This window comes from Curtobacterium pusillum (assembly GCF_013359865.1).
GTDB lineage: Bacteria > Actinomycetota > Actinomycetes > Actinomycetales > Microbacteriaceae > Curtobacterium > Curtobacterium pusillum.
The window spans coordinates 99,921-126,567 of record NZ_JABMCE010000084.1 but is presented as its reverse complement, the minus strand read 5'-3'; the positions used below and the strand labels follow the sequence as shown (position 1 = coordinate 126,567).

At 72.6% G+C, this 26,647-nt stretch carries 29 protein-coding genes; 26 read left to right on the top strand and 3 right to left on the bottom strand.

From position 1 onward, the window contains the following. Positions 1-11 precede the first annotated feature (11 nt). The 7 genes from HP507_RS14030 to HP507_RS14000 all read left to right on the top strand — a co-directional run bounded on the left by HP507_RS14030 (position 12) and on the right by HP507_RS14000 (position 5,926). On the top strand, positions 12-815 hold the full coding sequence (locus HP507_RS14030) for a sulfite exporter TauE/SafE family protein (protein ID WP_175352410.1): 804 nt from the start codon (positions 12-14) through the stop codon (positions 813-815). Beyond that, positions 812-1,462: a DNA alkylation repair protein gene (locus HP507_RS14025; protein ID WP_175352409.1), complete on the top strand. Its 651-nt coding sequence runs from the start codon at positions 812-814 to the stop codon at positions 1,460-1,462. The genes HP507_RS14030 and HP507_RS14025 overlap by 4 nt, the downstream gene beginning before the upstream one ends. A gap of 45 nt (positions 1,463-1,507) precedes the next feature. Beyond that, on the top strand, positions 1,508-2,401 hold the full coding sequence (locus HP507_RS14020) for an aminoglycoside phosphotransferase family protein (RefSeq protein WP_175352408.1): 894 nt from the start codon (positions 1,508-1,510) through the stop codon (positions 2,399-2,401). Between the two features lie 142 nt (positions 2,402-2,543). Further along, the gene (locus HP507_RS14015; RefSeq protein WP_175352407.1) at positions 2,544-3,737 is read left to right on the top strand and encodes a zinc-dependent alcohol dehydrogenase; all 1,194 of its coding nucleotides are present in this window, start codon (positions 2,544-2,546) and stop codon (positions 3,735-3,737) included. Beyond that, positions 3,737-4,786: an NAD-dependent epimerase/dehydratase family protein gene (locus HP507_RS14010; RefSeq protein ID WP_175352406.1), complete on the top strand. Its 1,050-nt coding sequence runs from the start codon at positions 3,737-3,739 to the stop codon at positions 4,784-4,786. The genes HP507_RS14015 and HP507_RS14010 overlap by 1 nt, the downstream gene beginning before the upstream one ends. Before the next feature lie 29 nt (positions 4,787-4,815). After that, positions 4,816-5,253 carry a DUF6314 family protein gene (locus tag HP507_RS14005; protein ID WP_175352405.1) on the top strand — a complete coding sequence of 146 codons (438 nt, stop codon included), beginning with the start codon at positions 4,816-4,818 and terminating at the stop codon, positions 5,251-5,253. Between the two features lie 4 nt (positions 5,254-5,257). Next, positions 5,258-5,926, top strand: coding sequence for a pentapeptide repeat-containing protein (locus HP507_RS14000; protein WP_175352404.1), 669 nt, complete (start codon positions 5,258-5,260; stop codon positions 5,924-5,926). Here HP507_RS14000 and HP507_RS13995 read toward each other — a convergent pair. After that, positions 5,911-6,894 (bottom strand): NAD(P)/FAD-dependent oxidoreductase, encoded by a 984-nt coding sequence (locus HP507_RS13995; protein ID WP_175352403.1) that lies wholly within the window; start codon positions 6,892-6,894, stop codon positions 5,911-5,913. The genes HP507_RS14000 and HP507_RS13995 overlap by 16 nt on opposite strands. Positions 6,895-6,952: 58 nt before the next feature. Here HP507_RS13995 and HP507_RS13990 point away from each other — a divergent pair, with 58 nt between their 5' ends. Beyond that, positions 6,953-7,576, top strand: coding sequence for a helix-turn-helix domain-containing protein (locus tag HP507_RS13990; protein ID WP_376984962.1), 624 nt, complete (start codon positions 6,953-6,955; stop codon positions 7,574-7,576). A gap of 8 nt (positions 7,577-7,584) precedes the next feature. Here HP507_RS13990 and HP507_RS13985 read toward each other — a convergent pair whose 3' ends face one another. Next, the gene (locus HP507_RS13985) at positions 7,585-8,571 is read right to left on the bottom strand and encodes a LacI family DNA-binding transcriptional regulator (RefSeq protein WP_175352401.1); all 987 of its coding nucleotides are present in this window, start codon (positions 8,569-8,571) and stop codon (positions 7,585-7,587) included. Positions 8,572-8,666: 95 nt separating this feature from the next. Here HP507_RS13985 and HP507_RS13980 point away from each other — a divergent pair, with 95 nt between their 5' ends. The 9 genes from HP507_RS13980 to HP507_RS13940 all read left to right on the top strand — a co-directional run bounded on the left by HP507_RS13980 (position 8,667) and on the right by HP507_RS13940 (position 18,789). Beyond that, positions 8,667-9,929, top strand: a complete 1,263-nt coding sequence (locus HP507_RS13980; protein ID WP_175352400.1) for an extracellular solute-binding protein — start codon at positions 8,667-8,669, stop codon at positions 9,927-9,929. Between the two features lie 4 nt (positions 9,930-9,933). After that, positions 9,934-10,974 (top strand): carbohydrate ABC transporter permease, encoded by a 1,041-nt coding sequence (locus HP507_RS13975; RefSeq protein WP_271207339.1) that lies wholly within the window; start codon positions 9,934-9,936, stop codon positions 10,972-10,974. Further along, the gene (locus HP507_RS13970) at positions 10,971-11,936 is read left to right on the top strand and encodes a carbohydrate ABC transporter permease (protein WP_175352399.1); all 966 of its coding nucleotides are present in this window, start codon (positions 10,971-10,973) and stop codon (positions 11,934-11,936) included. The genes HP507_RS13975 and HP507_RS13970 overlap by 4 nt, the downstream gene beginning before the upstream one ends. Continuing rightward, entirely contained in the window at positions 11,933-12,754 is an 822-nt protein-coding gene (locus HP507_RS13965; protein WP_175352398.1) for a Type 1 glutamine amidotransferase-like domain-containing protein, read from the top strand. The genes HP507_RS13970 and HP507_RS13965 overlap by 4 nt, the downstream gene beginning before the upstream one ends. Beyond that, positions 12,751-14,658 (top strand): amylo-alpha-1,6-glucosidase, encoded by a 1,908-nt coding sequence (locus HP507_RS13960; RefSeq protein WP_175352397.1) that lies wholly within the window; start codon positions 12,751-12,753, stop codon positions 14,656-14,658. Before HP507_RS13965 ends, HP507_RS13960 begins: the two co-directional genes overlap by 4 nt. Positions 14,659-14,746: 88 nt before the next feature. Continuing rightward, the gene (locus HP507_RS13955) at positions 14,747-16,186 is read left to right on the top strand and encodes an MFS transporter (protein WP_175352396.1); all 1,440 of its coding nucleotides are present in this window, start codon (positions 14,747-14,749) and stop codon (positions 16,184-16,186) included. Continuing rightward, entirely contained in the window at positions 16,183-17,133 is a 951-nt protein-coding gene (locus HP507_RS13950) for a nucleoside hydrolase (RefSeq protein WP_175352395.1), read from the top strand. Before HP507_RS13955 ends, HP507_RS13950 begins: the two co-directional genes overlap by 4 nt. Beyond that, complete coding sequence (locus HP507_RS13945) at positions 17,130-17,999, top strand: PfkB family carbohydrate kinase (protein ID WP_175352394.1); 870 nt, start codon at positions 17,130-17,132, stop codon at positions 17,997-17,999. Before HP507_RS13950 ends, HP507_RS13945 begins: the two co-directional genes overlap by 4 nt. 13 nt (positions 18,000-18,012) lie before the next feature. Next, entirely contained in the window at positions 18,013-18,789 is a 777-nt protein-coding gene (locus tag HP507_RS13940; protein ID WP_175352393.1) for a GntR family transcriptional regulator, read from the top strand. A gap of 4 nt (positions 18,790-18,793) precedes the next feature. On the opposite strand, the gene HP507_RS13935 is transcribed toward HP507_RS13940, so the two are convergent. Next, positions 18,794-19,555, bottom strand: coding sequence for a glycosyltransferase family 2 protein (locus tag HP507_RS13935; protein WP_175352392.1), 762 nt, complete (start codon positions 19,553-19,555; stop codon positions 18,794-18,796). A 146-nt stretch (positions 19,556-19,701) separates the two neighbouring features. On the opposite strand from HP507_RS13935, the gene HP507_RS13930 reads away from it, so the two are divergent. The 9 genes from HP507_RS13930 (at position 19,702) to HP507_RS13890 (ending at position 26,350) form a co-directional block, all read left to right on the top strand. Next, a complete protein-coding gene (locus tag HP507_RS13930; RefSeq protein ID WP_175352391.1) occupies positions 19,702-20,517 on the top strand; it encodes a hypothetical protein in 816 nt (271 codons plus the stop codon). Further along, positions 20,514-20,957 (top strand): phage holin family protein, encoded by a 444-nt coding sequence (locus HP507_RS13925; protein WP_175352390.1) that lies wholly within the window; start codon positions 20,514-20,516, stop codon positions 20,955-20,957. Before HP507_RS13930 ends, HP507_RS13925 begins: the two co-directional genes overlap by 4 nt. After that, the gene (locus tag HP507_RS13920; protein ID WP_175352389.1) at positions 20,954-21,526 is read left to right on the top strand and encodes a DUF3618 domain-containing protein; all 573 of its coding nucleotides are present in this window, start codon (positions 20,954-20,956) and stop codon (positions 21,524-21,526) included. Before HP507_RS13925 ends, HP507_RS13920 begins: the two co-directional genes overlap by 4 nt. Positions 21,527-21,615: 89 nt before the next feature. Further along, positions 21,616-22,047, top strand: a complete 432-nt coding sequence (locus tag HP507_RS13915) for a MarR family winged helix-turn-helix transcriptional regulator (protein WP_175352388.1) — start codon at positions 21,616-21,618, stop codon at positions 22,045-22,047. 58 nt (positions 22,048-22,105) lie between these two features. Further along, a complete protein-coding gene (locus tag HP507_RS13910) occupies positions 22,106-22,747 on the top strand; it encodes an MBL fold metallo-hydrolase (RefSeq protein WP_175352387.1) in 642 nt (213 codons plus the stop codon). Positions 22,748-22,801: 54 nt separating this feature from the next. Further along, positions 22,802-23,482, top strand: coding sequence for an HAD family hydrolase (locus HP507_RS13905; protein ID WP_175352386.1), 681 nt, complete (start codon positions 22,802-22,804; stop codon positions 23,480-23,482). A 33-nt stretch (positions 23,483-23,515) separates the two neighbouring features. Next, a complete protein-coding gene (locus HP507_RS13900) occupies positions 23,516-23,998 on the top strand; it encodes a GNAT family N-acetyltransferase (protein WP_271207338.1) in 483 nt (160 codons plus the stop codon). A gap of 49 nt (positions 23,999-24,047) precedes the next feature. Continuing rightward, positions 24,048-24,668: a TetR/AcrR family transcriptional regulator gene (locus HP507_RS13895; RefSeq protein WP_175352385.1), complete on the top strand. Its 621-nt coding sequence runs from the start codon at positions 24,048-24,050 to the stop codon at positions 24,666-24,668. Beyond that, a complete protein-coding gene (locus tag HP507_RS13890; protein WP_175352384.1) occupies positions 24,665-26,350 on the top strand; it encodes an MDR family MFS transporter in 1,686 nt (561 codons plus the stop codon). The genes HP507_RS13895 and HP507_RS13890 overlap by 4 nt, the downstream gene beginning before the upstream one ends. Positions 26,351-26,647: the final 297 nt, after the last annotated feature.

The window sequence follows — 26,647 nt, the reverse complement described above, 5'->3', positions numbered from 1 at the left end:
CTCCATCCTCCATGGAGGAGCGCGGCGGACGGGTGATCGTGCTGGTCGCGATCGGGGTCGTCGCCGGGGTGCTGTCCGGCCTGTTCGGCGTCGGCGGAGGGGTCATCGTCGTGCCCGCGCTCATGGCGTTCCTCCACCTCGACCAACGTCGGGCATCGGCGACGTCCCTCGTGGCGATCGCTCCCGCAGCCGTCGTGGGGGCCATCACCTACGCCGCGCAGGGCGAGGTGCACTGGCTCGCCGCACTCACCCTGGCGGTCGGCAGCGTGGTCGGGGCCCCGATCGGTGCCCGGCTGCTGCGGACCCTCCCGCTCCGGGTCCTGCCGTGGATCTTCGTCGGGTTCATCGCCGTGGTCCTGGTCTCCTTGTCCGTGACCGTGCCGACCCGCGTCGGCGACGTGCACTTCGGGGTCGTCGGGGCGATCGTCCTCCTGCTGCTCGGTCTGCTGTCCGGCGTGCTCTCCGGGCTCGTCGGGGTGGGCGGCGGTGTCGTCATCGTGCCCGGGCTCGAGGTGGTGCTCGGCGCCGGTGATCTGCTCGCGAAGGGGACGTCCCTCCTGACGATGGTGCCGACGTCGGTGTCCGGCACGGCGGCGAACCTCCGTCGGCGCGCGGCGGAAGTGCGGGTCGGTCTGACGGTCGGCATCACGGCCGCGATCTGCTCGCCGGGAGGCGCGTGGATCGCCCGTCTCCTCGACCCGAGGGTGGGCACCTGGCTGTTCGCCGCGTTCCTCGTGGTCGTCGCGGTCATCGTCCTGCGGCGCGGTCGCCGGGCGGTGCCCCGGGGCGAGGCAGCGGACGGGGAGGTCGCGTGACGCGCCTCCAGGCCGGTGCCGGGCGGAACCCCGCCGATGCGGAGGCCGTGCTCGCGGCGTTCGCACGGACGCCCGGCGACGTCGCGGCGGCCCGAAGGGTCGCGCGGCATTTCGCGGGCCTCGACGACGGTGAGCGGTCGGCGCTCCTGTGGAGCGAGGACGCGGGGGCCCGACTCGTCGCGGTGCTGCTGCTCGTGCAGGAGATGCGAGAGCGGCCGGACCCGGAGCTGACCGACGAGTACCTGGCCGCGGCGAAGGCGGAACGGTTCGACGACACCGTCCTGGTCGACCTCGGCGCGGAGGAGCTCGTCGGAGCACCGCTCGTCGGCGGCTCGACCGGCCCGCTGTTCGCGCTCGTGAAGTCCGACGTGGCGATGGTCCGTCGGATCGCGGTCGTGGCGACCCTGGCGTTCGCGAAGCAGGGTGACGCGGAGGTGCCGCTCGGCATCGCGGGACGGCTCGTGCGGGAGCGCAGCGACACGGTGCAGTCGGCGCTCGGCTGGGTGCTGCGGGAGACCGGGAAACGGGCGTCGGAGTCGGCGCTCGTGGCGTTCCTCGAGCGGAGCGGGCGCTTCCTGACGCCGGCGGCGCGCGCGACCGCGACCGAGCACCTGCCGCAGTCGGAGCGGGACCGGCTGCGCGGCTGAGTCAGGGCCGGCGAACCGACCGGCCGAACCGCCTAGCTTGGGGGCATGCGCATCGACGTGCCCCGACCCCGCATCGATGCCGAGCTCGTGGAACGGCTCGTGGCCGCACAGTTCCCGCACTGGGCCGGCCTGCCCGTGCACGAGGTCGATCCGCAGGGCTGGGACAACCGCACCTACCGACTCGGCAGCGAGTTGTCCGTGCGACTGCCGAGCGCCGCGGGGTACGTGCCCGCGGTCGAGAAGGAGCAGCGGGTCCTGCCGTACCTCGCACCGCAGCTCGAGGTCGCGGTGCCGGAACCGGTCGGCCTCGGCGTCCCGGCCGACGGGTACCCGTTCCCGTGGTCGGTCCGTCGGTGGCTCGACGGCACGGTCGCGCTCCGTGCGGTCGCCCTGGACCGACGGGCCTTCGCCGCGGACGTCGGCACGGTGCTGCGGCAGCTGCGGGCGATCCCCGCGGGGGACGGCCCGGTCGCCGGAGCGCACTCGTTCCACCGGGGAGCACACCCGTCGTACTACGCGTCCGAGGTGGTCGCGGCGCTCGACACGCTCGGCGACGCCGTCGATCACGGTGCCTGCGTGCGGGTCTGGGACGAGGCCACCGCGACGGCGTGGGACGGTCCGGGCGTCTGGTTCCACGGCGACGTCGCGCCCGGGAACCTGCTCGTCGACGACGCGGGCCGGCTCGCCGCGCTGATCGACTTCGGGACGTGCGGGGTGGGGGATCCGGCGTGCGACCTCGTGCTCGCCTGGACGTTCCTCGACGAGGAGGCGCGGCGGGTGTTCCGCGACGCCGCCGGACTCGATCGCGACACCTGGGCGCGGGCTCGGGGCTGGGCGCTCTGGAAGTCGCTCATCATGCTCGCCGGCAGCGCGGGACCGGGCGACCGCGTCGAGCACGAGGCCGTGCTGCGGGCGGTCCTCGTCGACCCCGTCGTCTGAGACCGGAGGGACGGCGGTCGTCCGTCAGGGAGCGCGCGCAGCGGACGGGGCTGGGAACGCACCACGGGGCGGGCGGGTACCGACGTGGGGAGACGAGCCGCGCCTCCAGTGCGGCCCGAAGCGACCACGAGAGGAACGCAACGTGCGCGCACTGACCTGGCAAGGCACCGAGAAGGTGTCCGTCGAGACCGTCCCCGACCCGACGGTCCAAGAGCCGACCGACGCGATCGTGCGGATCACCTCCACGGCGATCTGCGGCTCCGACCTGCACCTCTACCGGGTGCTCGGCCCGTACATCGACAAGGGCGACGTGCTCGGGCACGAACCGATGGGCATCGTCGAGGAGGTCGGCTCCGGCGTCACGAACCTGAAGGTGGGCGACCGGGTCGTCATCCCGTTCAACATCTCCTGCGGGCACTGCTGGATGTGCCGGCGCGGGCTCCAGTCCCAGTGCGAGACGACCCAGGTGACGGAGTACGGCACCGGCGCCTCGCTGTTCGGCTACACGAAGATGTACGGCCAGGTCCCCGGCGGGCAGGCCGAGTACCTCCGCGTGCCGCACGCCGACTACGGCCCGATCGTGGTCCCGGACGACGGGACGCCGGACGACCGCTGGTTGTTCCTCAGCGACATCCTGCCCACCGCGTGGCAGGCCGTGCAGTACGCCGACGTGCCCGAGGGCGGCACGCTGGCGGTGCTCGGGCTCGGTCCGGTCGGGCAGTTCGCCGCGCGGATCGGGGCGCGCCTGGGCTACCGGGTGCTCGCCGTCGACCCCGAGCAGGTCCGTCGGGACCTGGGCGCGAAGCACGGCGCCGAAGTGTTCGACCTGACGAAGGACGTCGTGCCGCAGCTCGTCGACCTCACCGACGGCCGCGGTCCGGACGCGGTCGTCGACGCCGTCGGCATGGAGGCGCACGGGAACCCGGCGGCGGGGTTCGCCCAGCGGGCCGCCGGTCTGCTGCCGGACAAGCTCGCGCAGAAGGCGATCGAGACCGCGGGTGTCGACCGGCTCGCGGCCGTGCACGCGGCGATCGACCTCGTGCGCCGTGGTGGGACCGTGTCGCTCAGCGGCGTCTACGGCGGGATGGCCGATCCGATGCCGATGATGAAACTGTTCGACAAGCAGATCACGGTGCGCGAGGGCCAGTGCAACGTGAAGCGCTGGATCGACGACATCATGCCGCTCGTGCAGGACCCGTCGGACCCGCTCGGGACGCTCGACCTCACCACCCACCGGGTCTCGCTGGAGGACGCGCCGCACATGTACTCGGTGTTCCAGAAGAAGCAGGACGGCTGCGTGAAGGTGGTCCTCGACCCCGCGCTGGCAGCAGCCTGATGCGGATCGTCGTCGTCGGCGGCACCGGGAACGTCGGCACGGCCGTGCTGCGGCGACTCGCCGCGGCGCGGCTCGAGGGCTCGGGCGACGGCATCCCGGTGCAGGTCGTCGGGGTCGCCCGCCGCCTGCCGGACGCCCGGGTCGCGCCCTACGACGCGGCGGTCTGGCACGCCGTCGACGTCGGCGCGGACGACGCCGTCGAGCAGCTGACCGCCGTGTTCCGGGGCGCCGACGCCGTCGTGCACCTCGCCTGGGCGCTGCAACCGACGCACGACATCCCCGCTCAGTACCGGACGAACGTGCTCGGGACCGCCAACGTCCTGGAAGCCGTCGCGGACGCCGGTGTCCGGCAGGTCGTCGTCGCGTCCTCGGTGGGGACGTACCGCGGCGTGGACGTCGACGGCAAGCGGGCGCCGGTCGACGAGTCCTGGCCCGCGGACGGCATCCCGACGGCGACGTACTCGATCCACAAGGCGGCGAACGAGGCAGCGATGGACGAGTTCTCCGCCCGTCATCCGGAGGTCGTCGTGACGCGGCTCCGGCCCGGGCTGATCTTCCAGCGGGATGCCGCTGCCGAGATCCGGGGACTCTTCCTCGGCCACCTCGTGCCGATGTCGATCGTCCGCTGGGGCCGATGGGCGCTCCTGCCGTTGCCGTTGCCGTTCGTCTTCCAGGCGGTGCACGCCGACGACGTCGCCGACGCGTACTGGCGGGCGGTCGAGCGGAAGGCGGACGGCGCGTTCAACATCGCCGCCTCGCCCGTCCTGAACCCGCCGCGGATGGCCAGGGCGTTCGGGATGCTCGGTGCCGTCCGCGTGCCGATGTGGCTCATCCGCGGGATCGTCACCCTGACGTGGCGGCTCCGCCTGCAGCCGACGGACGCCGGGTGGGTGGACATCGCGGCCCAGGTGCCGGTGATGCGGACGGACCGCGCACGGTCGGTGCTCGGATGGGAGGCGCGGCACACCTCCGAGGACGCCCTGCGCGAGCTCGTGGCCGGGTTCGCCGACGGTGCTCGCGTTCCCGCGTCCGGTCCGTTGCAGGGCTGAGCGCGCTGCTGCGCCCGTAGGGTGGGCTGGTGCTGCTGCCGACGGACCTGCTCGGGGAGTGGGTGCTGCGCCGGCACGTGACCGATCGGCTCGCCGGCGTGGACGGCACCGTGACCGGGACCACCACGCTGACGGGCACCGGCCCGGACGAGGTCCGCTGGGACGAGACGGGCACCATGGTCTTCGACGGCAGGACCGTGCCCGTGTCGCGGACGCTGTTCGTGCGTCGCGGACCCGGCACCGGCACCGGCACCGGCCTCGGGTGGACCGTGCACTTCGCCGACGGCCGCGTCTTCCACGACTGGGTCTGGGGCGGGTCCGTGGCCCACGCGTGCTCGCCCGACGAGTACACGGGGGTGCTCGCCGGTGACGTCGACCACTGGACGGTCCGGTGGGAGGCGCACGGCCCCGCGAAGGACTACGCGCTCCACAGCGAACTGCGACGTCGGTCCCACCCGGCAGACTGATCACATGGCCCGCAGCTCCGGAGGAACCGACGCCCCGCGCATCACCCTGACCGAACCCGCCGACCTCGAGGACTGGGCGCCCGGCCCCGGGGACGTCCTGACCGGTGACCGGATCGAGGGCAAGCGCATCGGAACGTTCGACCTCGCGGGGGAGCGCCTCCCCGACCTCGAGATCGAGGAGTCCGTGATCGGGACGCTCCGGGTGGACGCCGCCGACCTGCGCGGACTGCGGGTGCGCGACTCGATCGTCGAGACGCTCGACGCCCCCGTGCTCCGGGCGTCGAGCAGCTCCTGGCGCGAGGTCCGGATCGCCGGCGGACGGGTGGGTTCGGCGGAGCTGTACGACGCGGGCTTGAACGGCGTCGAGTTCGTCGGCATGAAGCTCGGGTTCGTGAACCTCCGCGGCTCGACGCTCACCGACGTGGTGTTCCGCGACTGCGTCGTCGACGAGCTCGACATCGCCGATGCCCGACTGCTCCGGGTGTCGTTCGACGGCACGCGGATCCGGGCGGCGGAGGGGTCGAACACGCGGATCGAGCACGTGGACCTGCGGAGCGCCGACCTCGACCGGGTGGAGCGGCTCGAGGGGTTCCGCGGTGCGACGATCGGCGCCGACCAGCTGTACACGCTCGCGCCGCTCCTCGCCGCGCAGGCGGGCTACCGCGTCGGCTGACCGGCATCCGAAGCCGCGAGCGCCGCCGCCAGGTCCGCCTGCACCAGGTCGCCGTGCACCGCGGCACCCGCCTGCGTCCCGGCAGCGGCGGACGCGATGACCGTGGCCGTCGGGGACGCCACGTTCCCCGCCGCGTACACCCCGGGCACCGTGGTCTGCCCGGCGGCGTCCACCGACAGGGCGCTCCCGAACCGGAGGTCGCCCATCCGCTGGTCGACGGCGACGAGTCCCAGCCCGGAGAGGAAGTCGACCCGCGCCTCGACGGTGCTCGCCGCGGCCAGGGCGTCCAACGACACGACCTCGCCGGACCCGAGCTCCACCCCCGTCAACGCCCCCGACGCGGACAGCACACGCGCGACCGGACCGGTCACGACCCGGACGCCGCGTGCTCGCAGTCCCGCGAGAGCCGTGTCGTCGACGAGGGACGGATCGGTGACGAACGCCGTCACGTCCTCGCTCAGCGCGCGGAACATGAGCGCGTGGTGCGCGCCGATCGGAGTCGTCACGAGCACGCCGATGCGCTGGTCGCGGATCTCCCACCCGTGGCAGAACGGGCAGTGCACGACCCCGCGCCCCCACTGCTCCGCGAGTCCCGGGACGTCCGGCAGGACGTCGACGGCGCCGGAGGCGACGACGAGCCTGCGCGCCGCGACGATCGCGCCGGAGTCCAGGGTGACCGAGAAGCCGATCGCGTCGGCACGGTCCCCGTCCGTGGCGGACGCGGCCACGATCCTCCCGGCCGTCACCTCGACTCCGTAGGCGGCGACCTCGTCGCGACCGACCCGGTACAGCTCGGACGGTGCGGCGCCCTCGCGGCCGAGGTAGTTGTGCGCGCCTTCTGCGCGTGCGTTGCGGGGCTCGCCGGAGTCGACGACGAGGACCGACCGGCGCGAACGGCCGAGGATGAGCGCTGCTGACAGGCCGGCGGCGGCTCCGCCGATGACGATGACGTCGTAGTGATCACGCATGCGTGCATCCTGCGGAACTGCCGCTGGGTCTGGCAATCCTGCTTGCTGCTCTGGCAACATGGTCGGCATGGCGCACGGCCGGGAGGAACGGATCACCCCGCGCACGACCGCTGAGGTGGTCGACGGGGTCGGCCCCCGACTGCGCGCGTTGCGTTCGCACCGGGACGTCACGCTCGCCGCGCTCTCGAAGCAGACGGGCATCTCGGTGTCCACGCTGTCGCGGCTGGAATCCGGCCAGCGGAAGCCGACGCTCGAACTGCTGCTGCCGCTCGCGCAGGCGTACCAGGTGCCGCTCGACGACCTCGTCGGGGCGCCGCGGACCGGTGACCCGCGTGTGCACCTGAAGCCCGAGATGCACGGAGGCCGGGTGGTCGTGCCGCTGACGCGACGGACCGGCGGCGTGCGCTCGTTCAAGCAGCTCTTCCCGCCGCGTTCGCCCGCCGGGGAGCCGACGCTGAAGACGCACGAGGGCTACGAGTGGCTCTACGTGCTCTCCGGCCGGTTGCGACTCCTGCTCGGGGAACGCGACCTCGACCTCGGTCCGGGCGAGGTCGCCGAGTTCGACACCCACACCCCGCACTGGATCGGCAACGTGACCGACGAGGTGACCGAGGTGCTGTGCCTGTACGGACCGCAGGGGGAGCGGGCCCACGTGCGGTCGAGGCCCGCCGGCCCGGCGTAGGGCTCGGGTCAGGCGCGCCAGACGACCCGGGGTGCGAGCAGGCGGTGACCCGTGGACGCCGGCAGGACGGAGCGTCCCGAGCCCATGAGGAGCTCGACCGCGGCGGAGGCGACCTCGACGAGGGGTTGCTCGACGCTCGAGATGCCGAGCGCTTCGGCCACCGGGGTGTCGTCGTAGCCCACCACCGGCACCGAGGCGCCGAGCGCGAACCGGGCGCCCAGTGCGAGGGTGTCCGAGGCGCAGACGAGGGCGTCGAATCGGGCTCCGCCGTCGAGCGCCCCGGTGACCGTGCGCCTGGCCGCGGCGACATCGTCCTCGCACGTCAGGTCGAGCGCGTCGAGGGGCTCGTCGGGGGGCATGGCTCCCTGCCACCCGCGACGCCGTTCGTCGCCCTGGCCGGAGTGGCTCGGCCAGCCGAGGAAGCCGATCCGGCGGTGGCCGAGCGCCAGCAGGTGCGTCGTCGCGTCGTGCAGGCCGGCGCGGCCGTCGACGTCGACCCAGGGGTGCGGGGCGGCGTCGACGTCGGGGAGTCCCCACGGTCGCCCGAACATCACGAACGGGACGCCACGGGTACCGAGCCACGCCGGCCGGGGGTCACCGTGGAACGTCGACGTGAGGACGAACCCGTCGACGTCCGAGCCCTCGACGAGGTGCTCGATGTGGGCGAGCTCGTCGTCGACGTCCTCGGCGGTGAAGAGCAGGATCCGCATGCCGCGCTCGTCGGCACTGTCGACCAGGGCGTGCAGGAAGCGGTCGAGCACCGCGCCGGAGATCCCGTGCACGGGTTCGAGCCGGACGCCGAGCGTCGAGCTCTGACGCGTCCGGAGCCGTCGGGCGGACGCGTGCGGGCGGTACCCGAGCTCCTGGACAGCGGCCTGGACCCGGGAGCGGGTCGAGGGCCGGACGACCTCGGGACGGTTGAGCACGTTCGACACGGTCTGCCGTGAGACGCCTGCGGCGCGGGCGACGTCGGCGACGGTGGCGGGGTGCGACATGGGCTTCACCGTAGTGCCTCCCGGGTGTATGGTCGACTCGTTTGATCGATCAAATTTGAACGATCGAAGTCCCGAACTCAACGAGGAGTCCCCCGATGCAACGACGCACAGCACGCATGCTGACCGCGGGAGCGATGGCGCTCACCGCAGCCCTGACCCTGTCCGCCTGCGGCTCCGGCTTCAGCGGCTCCGGGTCGTCCTCCGGCGCTTCCGCCGGCAAGCTCACCTCGAGTGACAAGGACCTCACCGTCCTCATCGGTTCCTCCGGGGACGCCGAGACCGCCGCCGTGAAGAGCGCCGCGGCCGCGTGGTCGAAGTCGTCGGGCACCGGGGTGTCCGTCCAACCGGCGAACAACCTCGACCAGCAGCTCGCCCAGGGCTTCGCGTCCGGCAAGCCCGCCGACGTCTTCTACGTCAGCACCTCGTCACTCACCGGGTACGCTTCGAACGGCTCCCTCCTGGCGTACGGCGACGACCTGTCGAACGAGGACGACTTCTACCCGACGCTCACCAAGTCGTTCACCGTCGACGACCAGCTCTACTGTGCGCCCAAGGACTTCTCGACCCTCGCGCTCTTCATCAACACGAAGGACTGGAAGGCCGCGGGGCTCACCGACAGCGACGTCCCGAAGACGTGGGACGAGCTCGCCAGCGTGTCGAAGAAGCTCACGCAGGCCGGTCGGGTCGGTCTGACGATGAGTCCGCAGTACGAACGGCTCGGGGCCTTCATGGCGCAGGCGGGCGGTGCGCTCACGAACGCCGACCAGACGAAGGCCACCGTGGACTCCGCGGCGAACGTCAAGGCGCTCGACTACGTGAAGGGCCTGCTCCAGGACGGCTCGGCGAAGTTCTCCAGCGACCTCGGCGAGAGCTGGGGCGGCGATGCGTTCGGCAAGGACAAGGCCGCGATGACGGTCGAGGGCAACTGGCTCACCGGAGCGATGTCGTCCAGCTACCCGGACGTCGACTACAAGGTGGTCCAGCTGCCGAAGGGTCCGAAGGGCGCCGGCACGCTCCAGTTCACGAACTGCTGGGGCATCGCGAAGGACTCGCCGAACCAGAAGGCCGCCCTCGCCTTCGTCGAGAAGATGACGAGCACGTCGCAGCAGCTGGCGTTCGCCAAGGCCTTCGGCGTGATGCCGTCCGTCGAGTCCGCGGCGACCAAGTGGAAGAAGGAGTACCCGCAGTACGCGGCGTTCCTCGACGAGGCGGACAGCGCGAAGGGTGTGCCGAACAAGGCGGGTACGGCGGACGTCATCTCCGACTTCGACTCCAAGCTCGGCAGCTTGAAGACGACCGACACGAAGACCCTGCTCGAGGGCGTCCAGAAGAACATGGCCGCCGCGCTGAAGGGCTGACACCGTGTCCCGGAAGAACCGCGCCGAGGCCGTCTCCGGCTGGCTGTTCACCGCGCCGACGATCATCGTGCTCGGCCTGTTCCTCGCCGTGCCGGTGGTGATGGCGGCCTGGGTCAGCCTCTCCGACTGGCACGGGGTCGGCAGTCCGTTCTCCTCCGACGTCTCGTTCGTCGGCGGTCGGAACTACGCGAAGATCCTCGGTGGTGGGGGTCTCGACGAGCAGAACTTCGGCACGGCGCTGCGGAACAACCTCTGGTACGTCGTGTTCGTCGTGCCGCTGCAGACCGCCGTCGCGCTCGGCCTCGCCCTCCTCGTGAACGGGCGTGCCCTGCGCGGGCGCGGCTTCTTCCGGACCGCGTTCTACTTCCCCTCGGTGACGAGCTCCGTCGCCATCACCGTCCTCTGGCTGTTCCTGTTCTCGTCGACCGGTGCGGTCAACAAGATCATCGGCTGGGTCGGGGTCAACGGGCCGAACTGGTTCAACGAGCCGACCGGCCTGTTCCACCTCGGTGCGGGGAACCCGCCGGCGTTGCTCTCGGAGCACACGATGCTCGGCATCTCGTGGTGGGAGTGGCTCGCCGGGCCGTCGGTCGCGATGACCGCCTTCATCCTGCTGGCGGTGTTCACGACGAGCGGCACGTTCATGCTGCTCTTCCTCGCCGCGCTGCAGAACCTGTCGGCGGACGTCGACGAGGCGGCGATGATCGACGGGGCCGGCGCCTGGACACGGTTCTGGCGGATCACGCTGCCGCAGCTGCGCCCGACGCTGTTCACGGTGCTGACCCTCGGTCTGATCGGGACGTGGCAGGTGTTCGACCAGATCTACACCGGCACGAAGGGTGCTCCGGCGAACACCACGATGACACCGGCCTACCTCTCGTACACGTCGGCCTTCACGAGCCAGCAGTGGGGCGTCGGCGCGGCGATCGCGTTCATCCTGTTCGCCATCATCGTCGTCTTCACGCTGCTGCAGCGCTGGGCGCTGCGCGAACGCCCGGTGTCCCGGCGCCGCATGCGCTGGATCGAGAAGGGAACCACGCCATGACCAGCGCACCCACGTCGGGAACCGCACCGGGCGCGGCCGACCCGCGCCGTGCCTCCAGTCCGACCCTGCCTGGAGGCACCGTGCCGGACCTGCGCGCCGCCACCGTCTCGCAGGCACCCGGCCCCGGCAGGCGGCCGCGTCGGCTCACCCCGAGGGGTGTGGCCCTGCTCGTCGTCGGCATCGTGATCGCGGCGGTCTACCTGCTGCCGTTCTACGTCGCGGTCGTCAACTCCTTCAAGACGGACCAGGACGCCTCGCTGCACCCGCTCGCCCTGCCGGTGACGTGGACGGCGGCGGCGTTCGGGGCGCTCTTCCAGAACTCCGACTTCGGCATCTGGACGATGAACTCCGTCATCGTGGCGGTGTTCGTCACGCTCGGCCGGATCTTCTTCGACTCCCTGGCGGGGTACGCGCTCGCCCGCCTCCGCTTCCGCGGACGGCAGACGGTCTTCGCCGCGCTCGTCGCCGTGATGGCGGTCCCCGGCGTGGTGCTGCTCATCCCGAAGTTCCTCGTGATCAACCAGCTCGGCATGTACGACTCGTACTCGGGCATGATCGTGCCGCTGCTCGTGGACGCCGCCGGGGTGTTCATCATGAAGAACTTCTTCGAGTCCATCCCCGTGAGCGTCGAGGAGCAGGCGAAGATCGACGGCGCCGGAACGTTCCGCACGTTCTGGTCGATCGTGCTCCCGATGGCCCGCCCGGCCGTCGTGACGATCACGATCCTGTCGTTCCAGGCCTCCTGGAACGAGCTGCCGCACTTCATCGTCTCTTCGTCCTCGCCCGGGCTGACCACCCTCACCAAGGGCGTCGCGTCGCTGGCGTCCGGAGCCCTGAGCGCGGGGAACCAGTTCCCGATCAAGCTCGCGGCGGCGTTCGTCATGACCATCCCGGTCGCGATCGCGTTCTTCGTGTTCCAGAAGCGGATCATGAACTCGAGCGACGGGGCGGTGAAGGAGTGACCGCCGCCGAGCCGACCATCGTCGCCACGTGCGGCGGCCTGGTCGCGGGCGAGTGGGACGACTCGGCGTACGGGCCCCTGCTCTTCGAGGCGATCCGGCTCGCCCGCGTGCCCGAGCACCGTGCGCCGCGCGTGCTCCACGTCAACACGGCCGGCGGGGACCAGCGCACCGTCGAGGGTGCCGAGCTCGCGGCCGGCCGCACCGTCGGCGTCGAGGCGTCCCACCTCCGGTTCTTCCCGAGGCGGAACGTGCCGTCGCTCCGGGACACCGTGCTCGGCGCCGACGTGGTCTGGGTCTCCGGCGGGTCCGTCGTCAACCTGCTCGCCGTCTGGCGCGCCCACGGCCTCGACGACGCCCTGCGCGAGGCGTGGGAGGCCGGCGTCGTGCTCGCGGGCGGATCGGCCGGCGCGCTCTGCTGGCACACCGGTGGCGTCACCCAGAGCCACGGCCCGAAGCCGTCCGTCGTGCCGGACGGACTCGGCTTCGTGCCGGGTTCGCTCGGCGTGCACACCGACTCCGACCCGAACCGGTCGCCGGTGTTCCGCACCGCCGTCGCCGACGGCGCGCTGCCCGACGGTGTCGAGGCGGACGAGGGCGTCGGGGTCGTGTACCGCGGTCGCTCGGCGTCGCTCACCGAGGCCGTCACCGACCACGACGGCGGCCGGGCCGTGCGGGTCCTCCGCGCGCCCGACGAACCCGCGGGCATCCGCACCGAGCACCTGGCCGTCCGCCGGCTGCCCGACGCGCCGTCGCCCCTGCCGGGCTGGCAGCCCACCTGGGCCCCGTCCCCCGATCCCGTCGACGAGGAAGCCGCATGACCTCCACCATCACCACCCCCGCCGCCACCGCGATCCCGAGCGTCCCGCTGCAGCCGCTGCTCCACGACGAGGTGGCCGTCGTCGCGGCCCCCACCCAGGCGTGGTCCGGTCGGGACGGCGCGCTCGGCGCAAACCCCGTGCACGGCTACTGGACCGGCGACCAGCGGTTCGTGTCCGCGGTCCACGTGGCGGTCGAGGGCACCGACGTCGAGACGATCGCCGTCGTGCCCGCCGGCGCCCGGGAGGTCGTCTTCACCGGGCTCCTGCGCGGACTCGACGGCTCCGGTGCCGATCCGGACGTCCGCCTCGACCGCCGTCGCACGGTGCGCATCGACGGCGTGGGGGAGCGGTTGCGCGTCACGGACCGACTCCGGGGCACGGACGCGGACGCCGCGCAGCTCGCCGTCACGGTGCGGATCGCCCCGGACGCCGCGGGCATGGACGCCGTGAAGGCCGGGCACGGCGCCGTCCCGGTGACCGCCGAAACCGGCGGGCAGTGCGCGTCGTGGACCGCCGGTTCGGTCCGCGTTCGGCTCGACGCCCCGGGCGCCGAGGTCACGCTCGACGGCGAGGACGTGGTCCTGCGGTGGCGGGTCGACCGCGCTCACGAGGTCGAGCTCGGCTGGGACTGCGCCGTCGAGACGCCCGACGCCGTCGTCTCCGGGGTGACGACCCCGCGTCCGTTCGATGCCCCCGCCGGGGTGCTGGACGACCGACTCCGTCGCTGGCTCGAGCGTGCCACGGACGACCTCGACGCGCTCCGGCTCGCGCGGCCCGAGGGGGAGTTCCTCGCCGCCGGCGCCCCGTGGTTCTTCACCCTGTTCGGCCGCGACTCGCTCTGGGCCGCCCGTTTCCTGCTCCCCGTCGACACGAGCATCGCGGGCGGGACGCTCCGTGTGCTCGCCGCGTTGCAGGGAACGACCACGGACCCCGCGACGGCCGAGCAGCCGGGCAAGGTCATGCACGAGCTGCGCCAGGCGTCCCTGCCGGTCGACAACGACGAGATCTCCCTGCCGCCGCTGTACTACGGCACCGTCGACGCGACCGCGCTCTGGGTGTGCCTGCTCCACGACGCGTGGCGTGCCGGGCTGCCCGATGCCGAGGTGGAGGCGCTCCTGCCGACACTCGAGCGGGCCCTCGCCTGGATGCGCGACCACGGCGACGCCGACGGCGACGGGCTCCTCGAGTACGTCGACGAGTCCGGGCGCGGCCTGGCGAACCAGGGCTGGAAGGACTCCGGCGACAGCGTGCAGTGGCGCGACGGGACCCTCGCCGAGGGCCCGATCGCGCTGTGCGAGGTGCAGGGCTACGCCCACGAGGCCGCGGTGCACGGCGCCGACCTGCTCGACGCGTTCGGCCGCCCCGGCGGGGACGACTGGCGCGCCTGGGCGGCCCGGCTCGCGGAGCGCTTCCGTGAGGCCTTCTGGGTCTCGGACGACGTCGGGCGCTACCCGGCGATCGCCCTCGACGCCGGGAAGCACCCGGTCGACTCGGCCACGAGCAACATCGGCCACCTGCTCGGCACCGGCCTGCTCACCCCGGACGAGGAGGCCGTCGTCGCCGCCCGCGTCGTCGCGCCCGACATGGCGAGCGGCTTCGGCGTCCGGACCCTCTCCACGACTGCTGCGGGCTACTGGCCCCTGAGCTACCACGGCGGCACCGTGTGGGCGCACGACACCGCCATCGTGATCGCGGGACTCACGCGGTCGGACCACCAGGACGAAGCCCGGGTGCTCTCCGAGCAGCTCCTCGCCGCCGCGGTCGCGTTCGACTTCCGCATGCCGGAGCTGTACGCCGGGGACGCCGCGACCGAGGTGGCGCGGCCGGCGCCCTACCCGGCGGCCTGCCGACCACAGGCCTGGAGTGCGGCAGCGGCGTTCCCGGTCTGGGTCGCGATGCGCTGACGCGAGTCCCTGTTGCGGGGAGGCGGGCTCCGGCATAGAGTACGGACCTGTATTACAGGTCCGTACGACGTCGAACGAAGGAGTTCGCATGCCCATCGCCCCCACCCCCACGCTCCCCGGCGCAGCGCCCACGCGGCTGCACGGGCCGCGGGTGGCGCTCCTCGTCGGCGCGCTCATCGTCGCCGTCCTCGCGTTCCAGCTCAACGCGAGCCTGCTCACCCCGGCGATCCCCGCGATGGCGGTGGACCTGCACGCGTCCACCGGCGTCGTGTCCCAGGTGCAGTCGCTGTTCTTCCTCTCCGGCTCCGTGCTCGGCATGGTCGTCTCCCGCTGGTCCGACACGATCGGTCGCCGGCGGGCGCTCCTCGTGACGATGGGAGCGCTGCTCGCCGGGACCGTGCTCACCGTGACGGCGTCGTCGCTGCCGCTGCTCCTCACCGGCCGTGTGCTGCAGGGGACGTCGTCGGCAGCCATGACGATCGCGTTCCTCGTGCTCTCCGAAGAGCTCACCGCGAAGCAGTTCGGGGTCTCGGTCGGTGTCGTCACCGCGGTCAACGGCGGCCTCGGGGGCCTCGACGGCTACATCGGCGGAGCAGTGACGGACGCCTTCGGGTGGCGAGCGGTCTTCGTGGTGATCCTCGTCGTCGCGGTGCTCGGCACCCTGTCGGTGATCGCCTTCGTGCCCCGAGTCCGCCGCAGCGCCGCACGCCGGATGGACTGGCTCGGCGCGAGCGTCCTCGGTGCGTTCCTCGTCGGGTTCTCGCAGTTCGTCAGCGAGGTCCCCTCCCGCGGGCTCGCCGACCCGGTCACGACGATCTGGCTCGCCGTGGCGGTCGTCGCGGCGGTCGCCTTCGTGCTGGTCGAGCGCCGGGTCGAGCAGCCGCTCATCGCCGTGCCGGCACTCCGTGCGCGGACGGCGTGGCCCGTCCTCATGTGCACGTTCCTCACGCTCTCCGGGGTCTTCGCGTCCACGAACTTCACCGTGGTGGTCCTCAGCCAGGACGGGCGCGAGGGGTTCGGTCTCAACGCCGCGATGTCCGGGCTGCTGTTCCTCACCCCCACGGCGATCGCCGGACTCCTGACCGCCCCGGCCGCGGGCTGGATCGCGCAGCGCATCGGATGGGTCCGTTCGCTCCGCCTCGCCACGGGCGCGATCCTCGTCATCTCGATCGCGCTCGCCTTCCTCGCGCTGGACAAGTGGGTGACGTTCGGGCTGCTCATCGCGATGGGCGTGTTCTACCTCGGCCTCTACCAGGCGACCGCGAACGGTCTCTCCGTGCTCAACGCCCCGGCCGATGCCCCGGGCTCGCTGCCCGGGATCCACGGCGCGTGCTTCGGCCTGGGAGCGGGCACCGGCGTGGCCCTGGTCGGACCCGCCGTCAGTGCGGGCACTCCCGAGGGGTACCACCTCGCCCTCTGGGTCTCCGTCGCGCTCACCACCGCCGCGTTCGCCGCCGCACTCGTCCTCCGTCCCACCCCGAACGCTCTGCCCGCCGGAGCACGCCCCGAAGGAGCCATGACCGCATGACCACCCCCACCGTTCCGCTCTTCCTCGACTGCGACACCGGCGTCGACGACGCGCTCGCGCTCACCTACCTGCTCGACGTCCCGCACGTCGACCTCGTCGGCATCGGCACCGTGTCCGGGAACATCGACTCGGCCACCGCGGCCGTCAACACCACGGCGCTCCTCGGCATGTGCGGTCGGACCGTCCCCGTGGCCGTCGGGGCGCACGACCCGCTCGGCGGTGCCTACGGCGGCGGGGCCCCGCACGTCCACGGCGTCAACGGCGTCGGCGGAGTCGACCTGCCCGCGGGGGTCGCGGCGGCGGAGGACCCGGCCGCGGAGCTCCTCGTCCGCCTGGCGCGTGACCACGCCGACACCGCGCGGAAGCTCGACGTCCTCGCCATCGGACCGCTGACGAACCTGGCCGTCGCCCTCGACCTCGAGCCACGCCTGCCGGAGCTCGTCGGCACGCTCACGATCATGGGCGGCGCCGTGTGGGACGCCGGCAACGTGTCCCCGACGGCCGAGGCGAACATCCACAACGACGCCGAGGCTGCACGTCGGGTCCTGCGCGCCGGCTTCGACCTCGTGCTCGTCCCGCTCGACGTCACGCGGCAGCACCGGTTCGACGACGCCGACGCGGAGCGGTTCACCGCCGCCGGTGACCCGCTGCGGGTGGCGCTCGGGACGATGCTGAGCCGGTACATCGACTTCTACGAGACGGTCGACCACGTCCGCCGCGCACCGCTGCACGACCCCCTCGCGGCGGCGATCGCGGCCGGCGAGGTCGAACCCACCGTCCGCCCCACGCCGCTCGACGTCGTGGTCGGCGGTGCCGAGCACGGCCGGACCGCCCCCGTCGCCGACGGCCCGTCGGTCCGGGTCGTGGTGACCGCGGACGAGCGGGCGGCCGACGTCATCCGGGACCGCATCCTCGCAGTCGCCCCGAACCCGGCGGTGCGAGCGTGACCCGCACGGGCGCACTGCCGTCCATCGCGGTGCTCGGCAGCATCAACGTCGACACCGTGTTCCGGGTCGGGGAGCTGCCGGCGCCGGGCGAGACCGTCCTCGCCGACGACCGCATGACGTTCCTCGGCGGCAAGGGTGCGAACCAGGCGGTCGCAGCAGCCCGACTCGGCGCGGACGTCACGGTGATCGGGACGGTCGGGGACGACGCCGACGGTGCGTTCGCGCTCGCCCGGCTCCGGGCCGCCGGGGTCCGGACCGACCTCGTCGCCCGCGCGACGGACGCCCGGACCGGCACCGCCGCCGTCGCCGTGGACGCGGCGGCCGAGAACGCGATCGTCGTGCACCCCGGTGCGAACGACCGCGTCACGCTGCCGCACCGGATGCCCGACGTCGATGTGCTCCTGTGCCAGCTCGAGGTCGACCCGGCCGTCGTCGACGCCGCCGTGGCACGCGCCGACGGCTTCGTCGTGGTCAACGCCGCACCGGCCCGTCGACTCGACCCCGCGACGCTCGACCGCGCCGACCTCGTCGTCGTCAACGAGCTCGAGTGGGCGGCGTTGCCGGAGCTCGCCCGCTGCCGCCGCGTCGTCGTCACGGCCGGGTCCGAGGGAGCGGCGCTCGTCGAACACGGCGAGCGGGTCCTCCGGGTCCCGGCGGTCCGGACGGCGGCGCGGAACACCGTCGGCGCCGGCGACGCGTTCACGGCCGCGGTGACCATCGGCTTCGCCATCGGGCTCGACCCCGCCGAGGCACTCGCCACCGCGGCGCAGGTCGGTGCGTCGGCCGTCGCCCAGGAGGCGTCGCAGCCCGACCTCGACCCGTTCGACACCCAGCGCTCGCGAGCGCTCGCCGCGGCCGTCGTCTGACATGGTGGGGAGCATGACCGCACCCGCCGAGGCCCTCCGCGGCCCGCTCCCCGCACACGCGGGCGTCCCCCTCCGCGTCGCTGCGTACATGCGCATCAGCGACGCGATCCGGAGCGGAGCCCTCGCCCCCGGTATCCTCCTGCCGTCGGAGGCGGAGCTCGTGGAACTCCTCGGCGTCTCCCGGACCGTCGTGCGCGAGGCGCTCATCTTCCTCGAGGAGGACGGTTTCATCCGCTCCCGTCGCGGCATCGGACGGTTCGTCGCTGAGCGCCTGCCGGTGTCGGGCATCGAGCGGGTCGAGGCACCCGAACGCCTCCTCGCACCCGAGGGCGGCACCGTCGTCGAGCGCACCGAGATGGTGGTCCAGGACCGGACGGGGCTGTTCGCCGCCGAGTCGCTCGGCCTCGCGGAGTCCGCCCAGTCCTGGTTCGTCGAGAGCGTCGTCCGCCGCGGCGACGTCGCCGTCGGGCTCGTCCAGGAGCACCTGCCGTCCGACGACGCCCTCGTCGGCGAACTCGCGCCCGTCCGCGAACTCCTCCGAATGAGCCGGCCGGACGAGACGGTGTTGACGGCGCTGCTGCAGGCGGGGATCGTCCCCGGCCCGGGCACCACCGAGATCTCGATCGGCACCCCCGGCGAGACACGTGGTCACCGCCTCGGCGTCGCCGCGGACGAGCCGGTGCTCGTCCTGTCCCGGAGCCTCCGGTTCGCGGGTCGACCGCTCTACGTCTCCAAGATCCTGGTGAACCCGCACGAGGCACGCATCACCGTCGCCCACGGCGCCCCCTGAGCCGTCAGCGACGGGACCAGCGGGTGGCGGCGCGCTCGCGCACCGCCACGCGTGCCCGTCGCGCCCACCGCCGCACCGGGTTCGCCCGTCGCCCGTTCACACGGAAGGTGTGGAAGGCGCGTCGGGTCCGCAGCAATGCGGACGGGAGGCTCGACAGCGGTCGTGCGGACACCTGCACCTCGAGCGCGGGGTCGGCCACCACGCGCCAGCCCGGGTCGAGCTGCATGCTCAGGTCCACGTCGTCGTGCACCTCGGCGTCCTCCCGGTGGACGTGTGTGCGGACCGCGAGCCACGTGCGCCGACGCATCGCCATCGCCGACCCGAAGAGCGGCGGTCGACCGAGCGCGGCCCGCATCAGGACGAAGTAGGGGCGCATGTACACGACGTCCCAGAGTCGGCTGACGACGGGGCCACCATCGCGCGGGCGTCCGGGGCCGGTCACCGCGACGACCGCCGGGTCGTCGAGGAGTCGCACAGCGGCGGCGATCCACCCGGGTGGCGGGACCGAGTCGGCGTCGAGCCGGACGATCACGTCGCCGGACGCGCGGTCGTAGCCGCGTGCGGAGGCGCGGGCGATGCCGCGGACGCGCTCGGTGAGGACGACCGCCCCTGCCGCACGCGCCACCGCGGCGCTGTCGTCACGGCTCCCGTTGTCGACCACGATCACCTCGTCGGCCGCCACGGACTGTTCGGCCAGGGCGTCGAGGCAGCGGCAGAGGTGCACCGCGTCGTCGCGCACGGGCACGACGACCGAGACGGAGAGCATCCTCCGATCCAACCGGGAGCGCGCTGTGCGGACCGACGATCCGCGCTTCGCGGCGTTCCTGGACCGTGGCACAGCGCCGTCCGCGCACGGTCGATGTCGCAACGCCCCCGGTGCACGCCGGGGCCACGACAACCGGAAGGCCGACCATGACCACGAACCCACCCGGGAACGACTCCGGGACGCCCATCCACGACCGCACCGCCGCCTCCGAGGGGCACGAGATCCGTCCGGGCGTGACCGTGCCGTCCTTCGCGAGCGGCACGACCGCCGCCGGACCCTCGGACCCCGACGCAGCACGCCCGTACGCTCCGTACGGCGACGACGCGGCGGAGTTCGACGCGCCCCTCGACGCGATCCCCGCGGACGAGCAGCTCCCCGCCACCCCGAGCTCGACGGCGGCCCCGTCCTACACCGGGACCGGGACGACGAGCGGGAGCGCGGACGGTGGTTCCGGCAAGGCCGACGCGGCGAAGGGTGCTGCGCAGGACGTCGCCGGTGACGCGAAGGCGAAGGCCTCGGACGTCGCCGGCACGGCCAAGGAGCAGGCCTCGAACGTCGCGTCCGAGGCGACCGACCACGCCAAGCAGCTCTACAGCCAGGCGACGGACACGCTCAAGGAGCAGGCGGCGGACCAGCAGCAGCGTGCCGCCGGGGGCCTGCGGAGCATCGGTGAGCAGCTCGGCCGCATGGCGGAGAACGACGACGAGCAGGGCGTCGCGTCGAAGGTCGTCCGCGACCTCTCGGGGCGCGCGAACTCCGTCGCCGGGTTCCTCGAGAACCGCGACCCGGGCTCGCTGCTCGACGAGGTGAAGTCCTTCGCCGCGAAGCGTCCCGGTACCTTCATCGCGATCGCCGCCGGTGCGGGGATCCTCGCCGGGCGTCTGACGAAGGCGCTCGCCACCGAGGTCAAGCACGAGAAGGAAGCCGGCGACTCGTCGACCGGGACCGGGAGCGGCGTATGAGCCACACCGTCCCGGGCGCCACGCCCACCGGCGAACCGTCGCCCGAGGAGCGCGCCGCCACGACGCCGCTCGGCGAGCTGCTCTCCGACGTGTCGCGCGACCTGTCGAGCCTGTTCCGGCAGGAGGTCGCCCTCGCCAAGGCCGAGTTGACCGACTCCGCGAAGAAGGCCGGCAAGGCGGGCGGGATGTTCGGCGGCGCCGGGCTCACCGCACTGTTCGCGCTGCTGTTCCTGTCGATCGCCGCCTGGTGGGGCCTCGGGTACCTCGTCGGCAACGCGTGGTCGGCCCTCATCATCGCCGCGATCTACGCGATCGTCGCCGCGGTCCTCGCGCTCCGCGGGCGCAAGGAGATCAAGGAGATCAAGGGCGCGCCCCAGACGATCGAGACCGCCAAGGAAGTCCCCGAGACACTGAAGCCCAACACCGGGAGGAAGCCATGAGCACCCCAGACGAGATCCGCGCCGACATCGAGCGCACCCGAGGTGAACTCGGTTCCGACGTCGACGCCCTCGCCGACAAGGTGAGCCCGTCGTCCATCGCGCACCGTCAGACCGAGAAGGTGAAGAGCCGGTTCCAAGGCGTCCGCGAGTCCGTCATGGGCGCGGCCGGTTCGGCACGCTCGAGCGCCTCCGGATCGGCGTCCGGCGCCACCGACCAGGCGAAGGACGTCGCGCACCGGGGCGTCGAGAAGGCGAAGGGCAACCCCCTCGCAGTCGGTCTCATCGCCTTCGGAGCCGGTTGGCTCGCCTCGTCGCTGATCCCCACCTCCGACAAGGAGGAGGAGCTCGCCGGCGAGCTGAAGGACAGGGCTGCGCCCCTCGTCGAGGACGTCAAGGGCCAGGCGAAGGACGTCGGTTCCCAGCTCGGCGACGTGGCGAAGGGGCACGCGCAGGACCTCAAGGACACCGCGCAGGACGCGGCGCAGACGGTCAAGGACGAGGCGCAGGGTGCCGCGTCCGACGTGAAGGACCACGCGCAGGGCGCTGCGGACGACGTGCGCAGCAGCTGACGCGACCAGACGACGCAAGGCCCGTGGCGACACCGCCACGGGCCTTGCGTCGTCTGCCCGTGGACCGTCACCGGCGGTACGGTCGAGACATGACGACACACCCCGACGCCCTCGCGGAGGAGCTCCGCGAGTCGATCGGGCGCATCGTGCGGGCGACCCGGGCGCTGACGGACGGGCTCCCGCAGACGCAGAGCGCGAGCCTCGGGCTGCTCGACCGGCAGGGGCCGATGACGATCGCCGAGCTGGCCCGCGCACGCGGAGTCAAGCACCAGGGGCAGTCGAGGACGGTGGCCGAGCTCGAGGAGCGCGGCTTCGTCGTCCGCGGGGTCGCCGACGGCGACCGCCGCGTGTCGGTCATCCGGCTCACGGACGCCGGCCGGGACGTCATGCTCCGCGAGCGTCGCGCGCGTGCCGGGACCTTCGCATCGGTCATCGACTCCGACCTCTCCGACGCGGAGCGCGCGGTGCTCGCCCAGGTGCCGGAGCTCCTCCACCGCATCGCCGGTCGGCTCGAACGGTGAACGGGCTCTCATCCGGACCAGGCTCACCGATGTACAACACGGTTGTAGACTCGTCCGCATGGAGCTGACGAAGTACAACCACGCCACCGTCGTCCTCGAGCAGGACGGCGCCACCCTCGTCATCGACCCGGGCACCTTCACGCCCGAGGCCGCCGACCTCGTCCGACGCGCCACTGCCGTGCTCGTCACCCACGAGCACGCGGACCACTTCGACGTCGACGCCATCCGCTCGGGACTCGACGCGAACGAGTCCCTCGTGGTCCGGGGGCCCGCCGGGGTCGTCGAGCAGCTCGGGGAGCACGGCGGCCGGGTCGCCGCGGTGCGGGCGGGCGACGCGTTCGAGGTCGGCCCGTTCTCCGTGCAGGTCTTCGGCGAGGAGCACGCCGTCATCCACCGGGACATCCCGACGATCGCCAACGTCGGCTTCCTCGTGAACGGCGCGGTGTTCCACCCGGGTGACGCCTACCTCGTGCCCGGTGTTCCGGTGCAGACGCTGCTCGTGCCGACGAGCGGCCCCTGGGCGTCCACGGCCGCCGGCGTCGACTACGTGCGCGAAGTCGCTCCGGAGCGCGCCATCCAGATCCACGAGCTGCTGCTCAGCGACGCGGGACAGCAGATGAACGTCCGCATGCTCGGGACCGAAGGGCTCGGCGGCGTGCCGACCACGATCCTCCAGGTCGGCGAGACCGCGACCGTCTGACGGACGCGATGCGCTCCTGAGAGGCGATCCGCGCCTCCGGGCCAGCATGGGAGCATGCCCGACGCACCCTCCACTGCTGTCCTCTTCGACATCGACGGGACCCTCGTCGACTCGAACTACGCCCACGTCGACGCCTGGTGGCGCGCCTGCCGCGCGGCGGGCGCGCCCGTCGACGCCTGGCGGGTGCACCGGGCGATCGGCATGGACTCGGGCAAGCTCCTCGAGTCGCTGCTGCCGGACGCTGCGGAGGACGTCCGCGCCACGGCGAAGGAGTTCCACACCGCGTACTACGCGGAGCAGATGCTGCGGCTCCGGCTGCTGCCCGGTGCGCGTGACCTCCTCGAGGCGGTGGCGGCCGCCGGGCATGCGGTCGTGCTCGCGACCAGCGCCCCGGAGCAGGAACTCGAGCGGCTCCGCGAGCTGCTGGACGCCGAGGAGTGGATCGCCGCGGTGACGAGCGGTGAGGACGTCGACGAGGCGAAGCCCGCGCCCGGGATCGTCCAGGTCGCGCTCGACCGGGTCGGGGTGTCCGCCGACCGGGCGGTGATGGTCGGAGACGCGATGTGGGACGTCGAGGCCGCCGGGAAGGTCGGCGTGCCGTGCGTGGCCGTGATGACGGGTGGCATCGGCGGCGACGAACTCCGCGGCGCCGGCGCCGCCGTGGTGGTCGAGGACGCCGCTGCGGTGCTCGCGGACCTCGTGGCCGGGAAGGGACCGATCGCCGAGCTGTCCTGATCGTGTCGGTCCTCCGTGCCAGGATGGACGACCGTGATCACGATCGAACGCGTCGCGTGGGAGGACCCCCGCGGAGTGGCGCTCCGCGCCCGCATGGACGAGGAGATGCACGACCGGTACGGCGCGTCGAACGCTGACGAGGACCCGGCGGTGACCGCCGAACGCGGCCGTGCCCTCGCTGTGGACCCGGCGACGATCATCACCTCGCTGCTCGCGATCGACGAGGACGGCGAGGCCCTCGGCCACATCGCGGTCCGGCGGCTCGGTGACGAGGTCGAGCTGAAGCGCCTCATCGTGCTCGCGGCGGCGCGGGGCAAGGGTGCGGCGACCGCGCTGCTCGCCGAGGGGGAGCGGGTCGGACGGGAGCACGGCGCGACCCGGCTCGTCCTGCAGACCGGGGACAAGCAGCCCGAGGCGGTCGCGCTCTACGAGAAGACCGGGTGGACCCCGATCCCGGTGTACGAGCCGTACGCGGCGACGATGCCGTGGTCGTTCTGCTTCGAGAAGGCGCTCTAGCCACCGAGCCCACGTTGCACTCTGAATCCGAGAGTGCAATTCTTGACCAGTGAGCACCACCGAACGCACGCGCGCGCTGCGACGACGCATGATCGTCGAGGCGCGTCGTTCGACGGTCGAGCACGGGCTGCACGGCTTCACGATCGAGCAGCTCTGCGACACCGTCGGGGTGTCCCGGCGCACGTTCTTCAACCACTTCGCGTCGAAGGAGGACGTCGTCCTCGGCATCGAACTGCACGCGAACGAGGACGTGCTCGTGGACTTCGCCGCGGGCAGGGCCGTACCGGCGGACCTCGACCCGCTCGGGTCGATCGTGGCGCTGGCTATCGAGCACGTGCACCTCGTCGGGCTCGACCGCGCCGACGAGGCCCTGGTCCGCCGGGTCTTCGAGCGGGAGCCCGCCCTGGTCGCGCGGTTCCTCTCGGCGACCGACGTCCAGCTCGCCAAGGTCACCGACGCCGTCGGACAGCGCTTCGGCTGGACCGACCCCGACGACCGGCGGCCCCGGCTCGTCGTCGAGACGGCCGCCGGGCTGCTCAAGGTCACGGCCGGCACGTACTTCGACGACGCGTTCGACGAGGCGACCGGACCCGCGTTCGACGAACTGCTCACCGAGAACCTCCGCCTCCTGAGGGCGGCCATCACGACCGGACAGGACCACACCGCATGAGCGCCACCGCGCCGGGCACGACCAAGCGTGCCCGCCCAGGCTCCGACGGACCGCTGCTCCTCACGCAGCGCCGGATCTGGATCATCTTCTCCGCCCTCATCGCGGGGATGCTGCTCTCCAGCCTCGACCAGACCATCGTCTCCACGGCGATGCCGACCATCGTCGGCGAGCTCGGCGGTGTCGCCCACCAGGCGTGGATCACGACCGGGTACCTGCTCGCGTCGACGATCGTCATGCCGATCTACGGCAAGTTCGGCGACGTGATCGGACGGCGCACGCTGTTCCTGGTCGCGATCGCGCTCTTCACGCTGGCGTCGCTCGGCTGCGCCCTGTCGACGGACTTCTGGCAGTTCGTGGTGTTCCGTGCCCTGCAGGGCCTCGGCGGCGGTGGCCTCATGATCCTGTCGCAGGCGATCATCGCCGACATCGTCCCCGCCTCGGAGCGCGGCAAGTACCTCGGCCCGCTCGGCGCGATCTTCGGTCTCTCGGCCGTCGGCGGCCCGCTCCTCGGCGGTTTCTTCGTCGACCACCTGACGTGGAACTGGGCGTTCTGGATCAACATCCCCGTCGGCATCGCCGCGTTCGGTGTCGCGTGGTTCGCGCTGACGCTGCCGAGCAAGAAGGCCACCAAGCGGGTCGACGTCCTCGGCGTCGCGCTGCTCTCGGCGACGACCGCGTGCCTGGTGTTCTTCACCGAGTTCGGTGGCAACCGCGAGCACGGCTGGGACGCGCCGGAGACCTGGGCCTGGGGTGCCGGGTTCCTCGTCGCCGCCGCGCTCTTCGTGCTCGTCGAGTCCCGGGCGCAGGACCCGATCATCCCCCTGTCGTTCTTCCGGAACCGCACCTTCGTCCTGGCGACGGGGATCGGCTTCGTCCTGGGCATCGGCATGTTCGCGGCGATCGCGTTCGTCCCGACGTTCCTGCAGATGTCCTCCGGCACCTCGGCGGCCGTCTCCGGTCTGCTCATGCTCCCGATGATGGCCGGCCTGATGGGCACGTCGATCGTCTCGGGTGTGCTCATCACGAAGACGGGCAAGTACCGGCTGTACCCGGTCGTCGGCACCGTCCTCGTCGGCATCGCGATGCTGAGCATGACGACGCTCGCGGCGACGACCCCGATCTGGCTGATCTGCGTCTACCTGTTCGTGTTCGGCGCCGGGCTCGGTCTCATCATGCAGGTCGTCGTGCTCGTCGCGCAGAACGCCGTGCCCCCGCAGGAGGTCGGCACCGCGACCTCGACGAACAACTACTTCCGCGAGGTCGGCGCCTCCCTCGGTGTCGCCGTGTTCGGCGCACTCTTCACGTCGCGCCTGACGGACACCCTCACCGGGGTGTTCACCGACGCGGGCGTCCCGGCGTCCCAGGCGGCGAGCAGCAGTGCGAGCATCGACCCGAACGCCCTGTCGAAGCTGCCGGAGGCGCTGCAGGACGGCATCGTGAACGCGTACGCCGACTCCCTCGCGCCCGTGTTCTGGTACCTGCTGCCGTTCATCGCCGCCGCTCTCGTGCTCGCGCTGTTCCTGCCGCAGATGAAGCTGGCGGACGTGGCCGGCATGGTCGCCCGCGGCGAGGCCATCGGTGGTCCCGAGGCCGACGAGCTCGAGCGCGCCCAGCGCGAGGGCCGCGCGGCCGGCGCGCCGGCTGCCGCCGGGCCCACCGCGGTCGAGCGCTCCGAGGAGTAGCTGGCGGGCGGCCCCGCGAAAGCGACAGGCTGCCGCGGGGGTCCTGCGGCAGACTGTCGCTTTCGCGGCACGGGCGGCGCACGAAGCCTGTGGTGAGTCGCTTCGGCGGGGTGGTCGCGCCCGTCTCCGGCCTGGAGGCGCGGGTCGGCCCCGCACCGTGCCTCCCGTCCGTCGCGCTCTCGCGAGAGCGACAGGCTGCCGCGGGAGTGACGCGCCAATGTGTCGCTTACGCGGGACGGACGGCGTCCGGTTGCTGTGGCCTGTCGCTTTCGGGCGGGTGCGCGGCTTCGCGCGGGG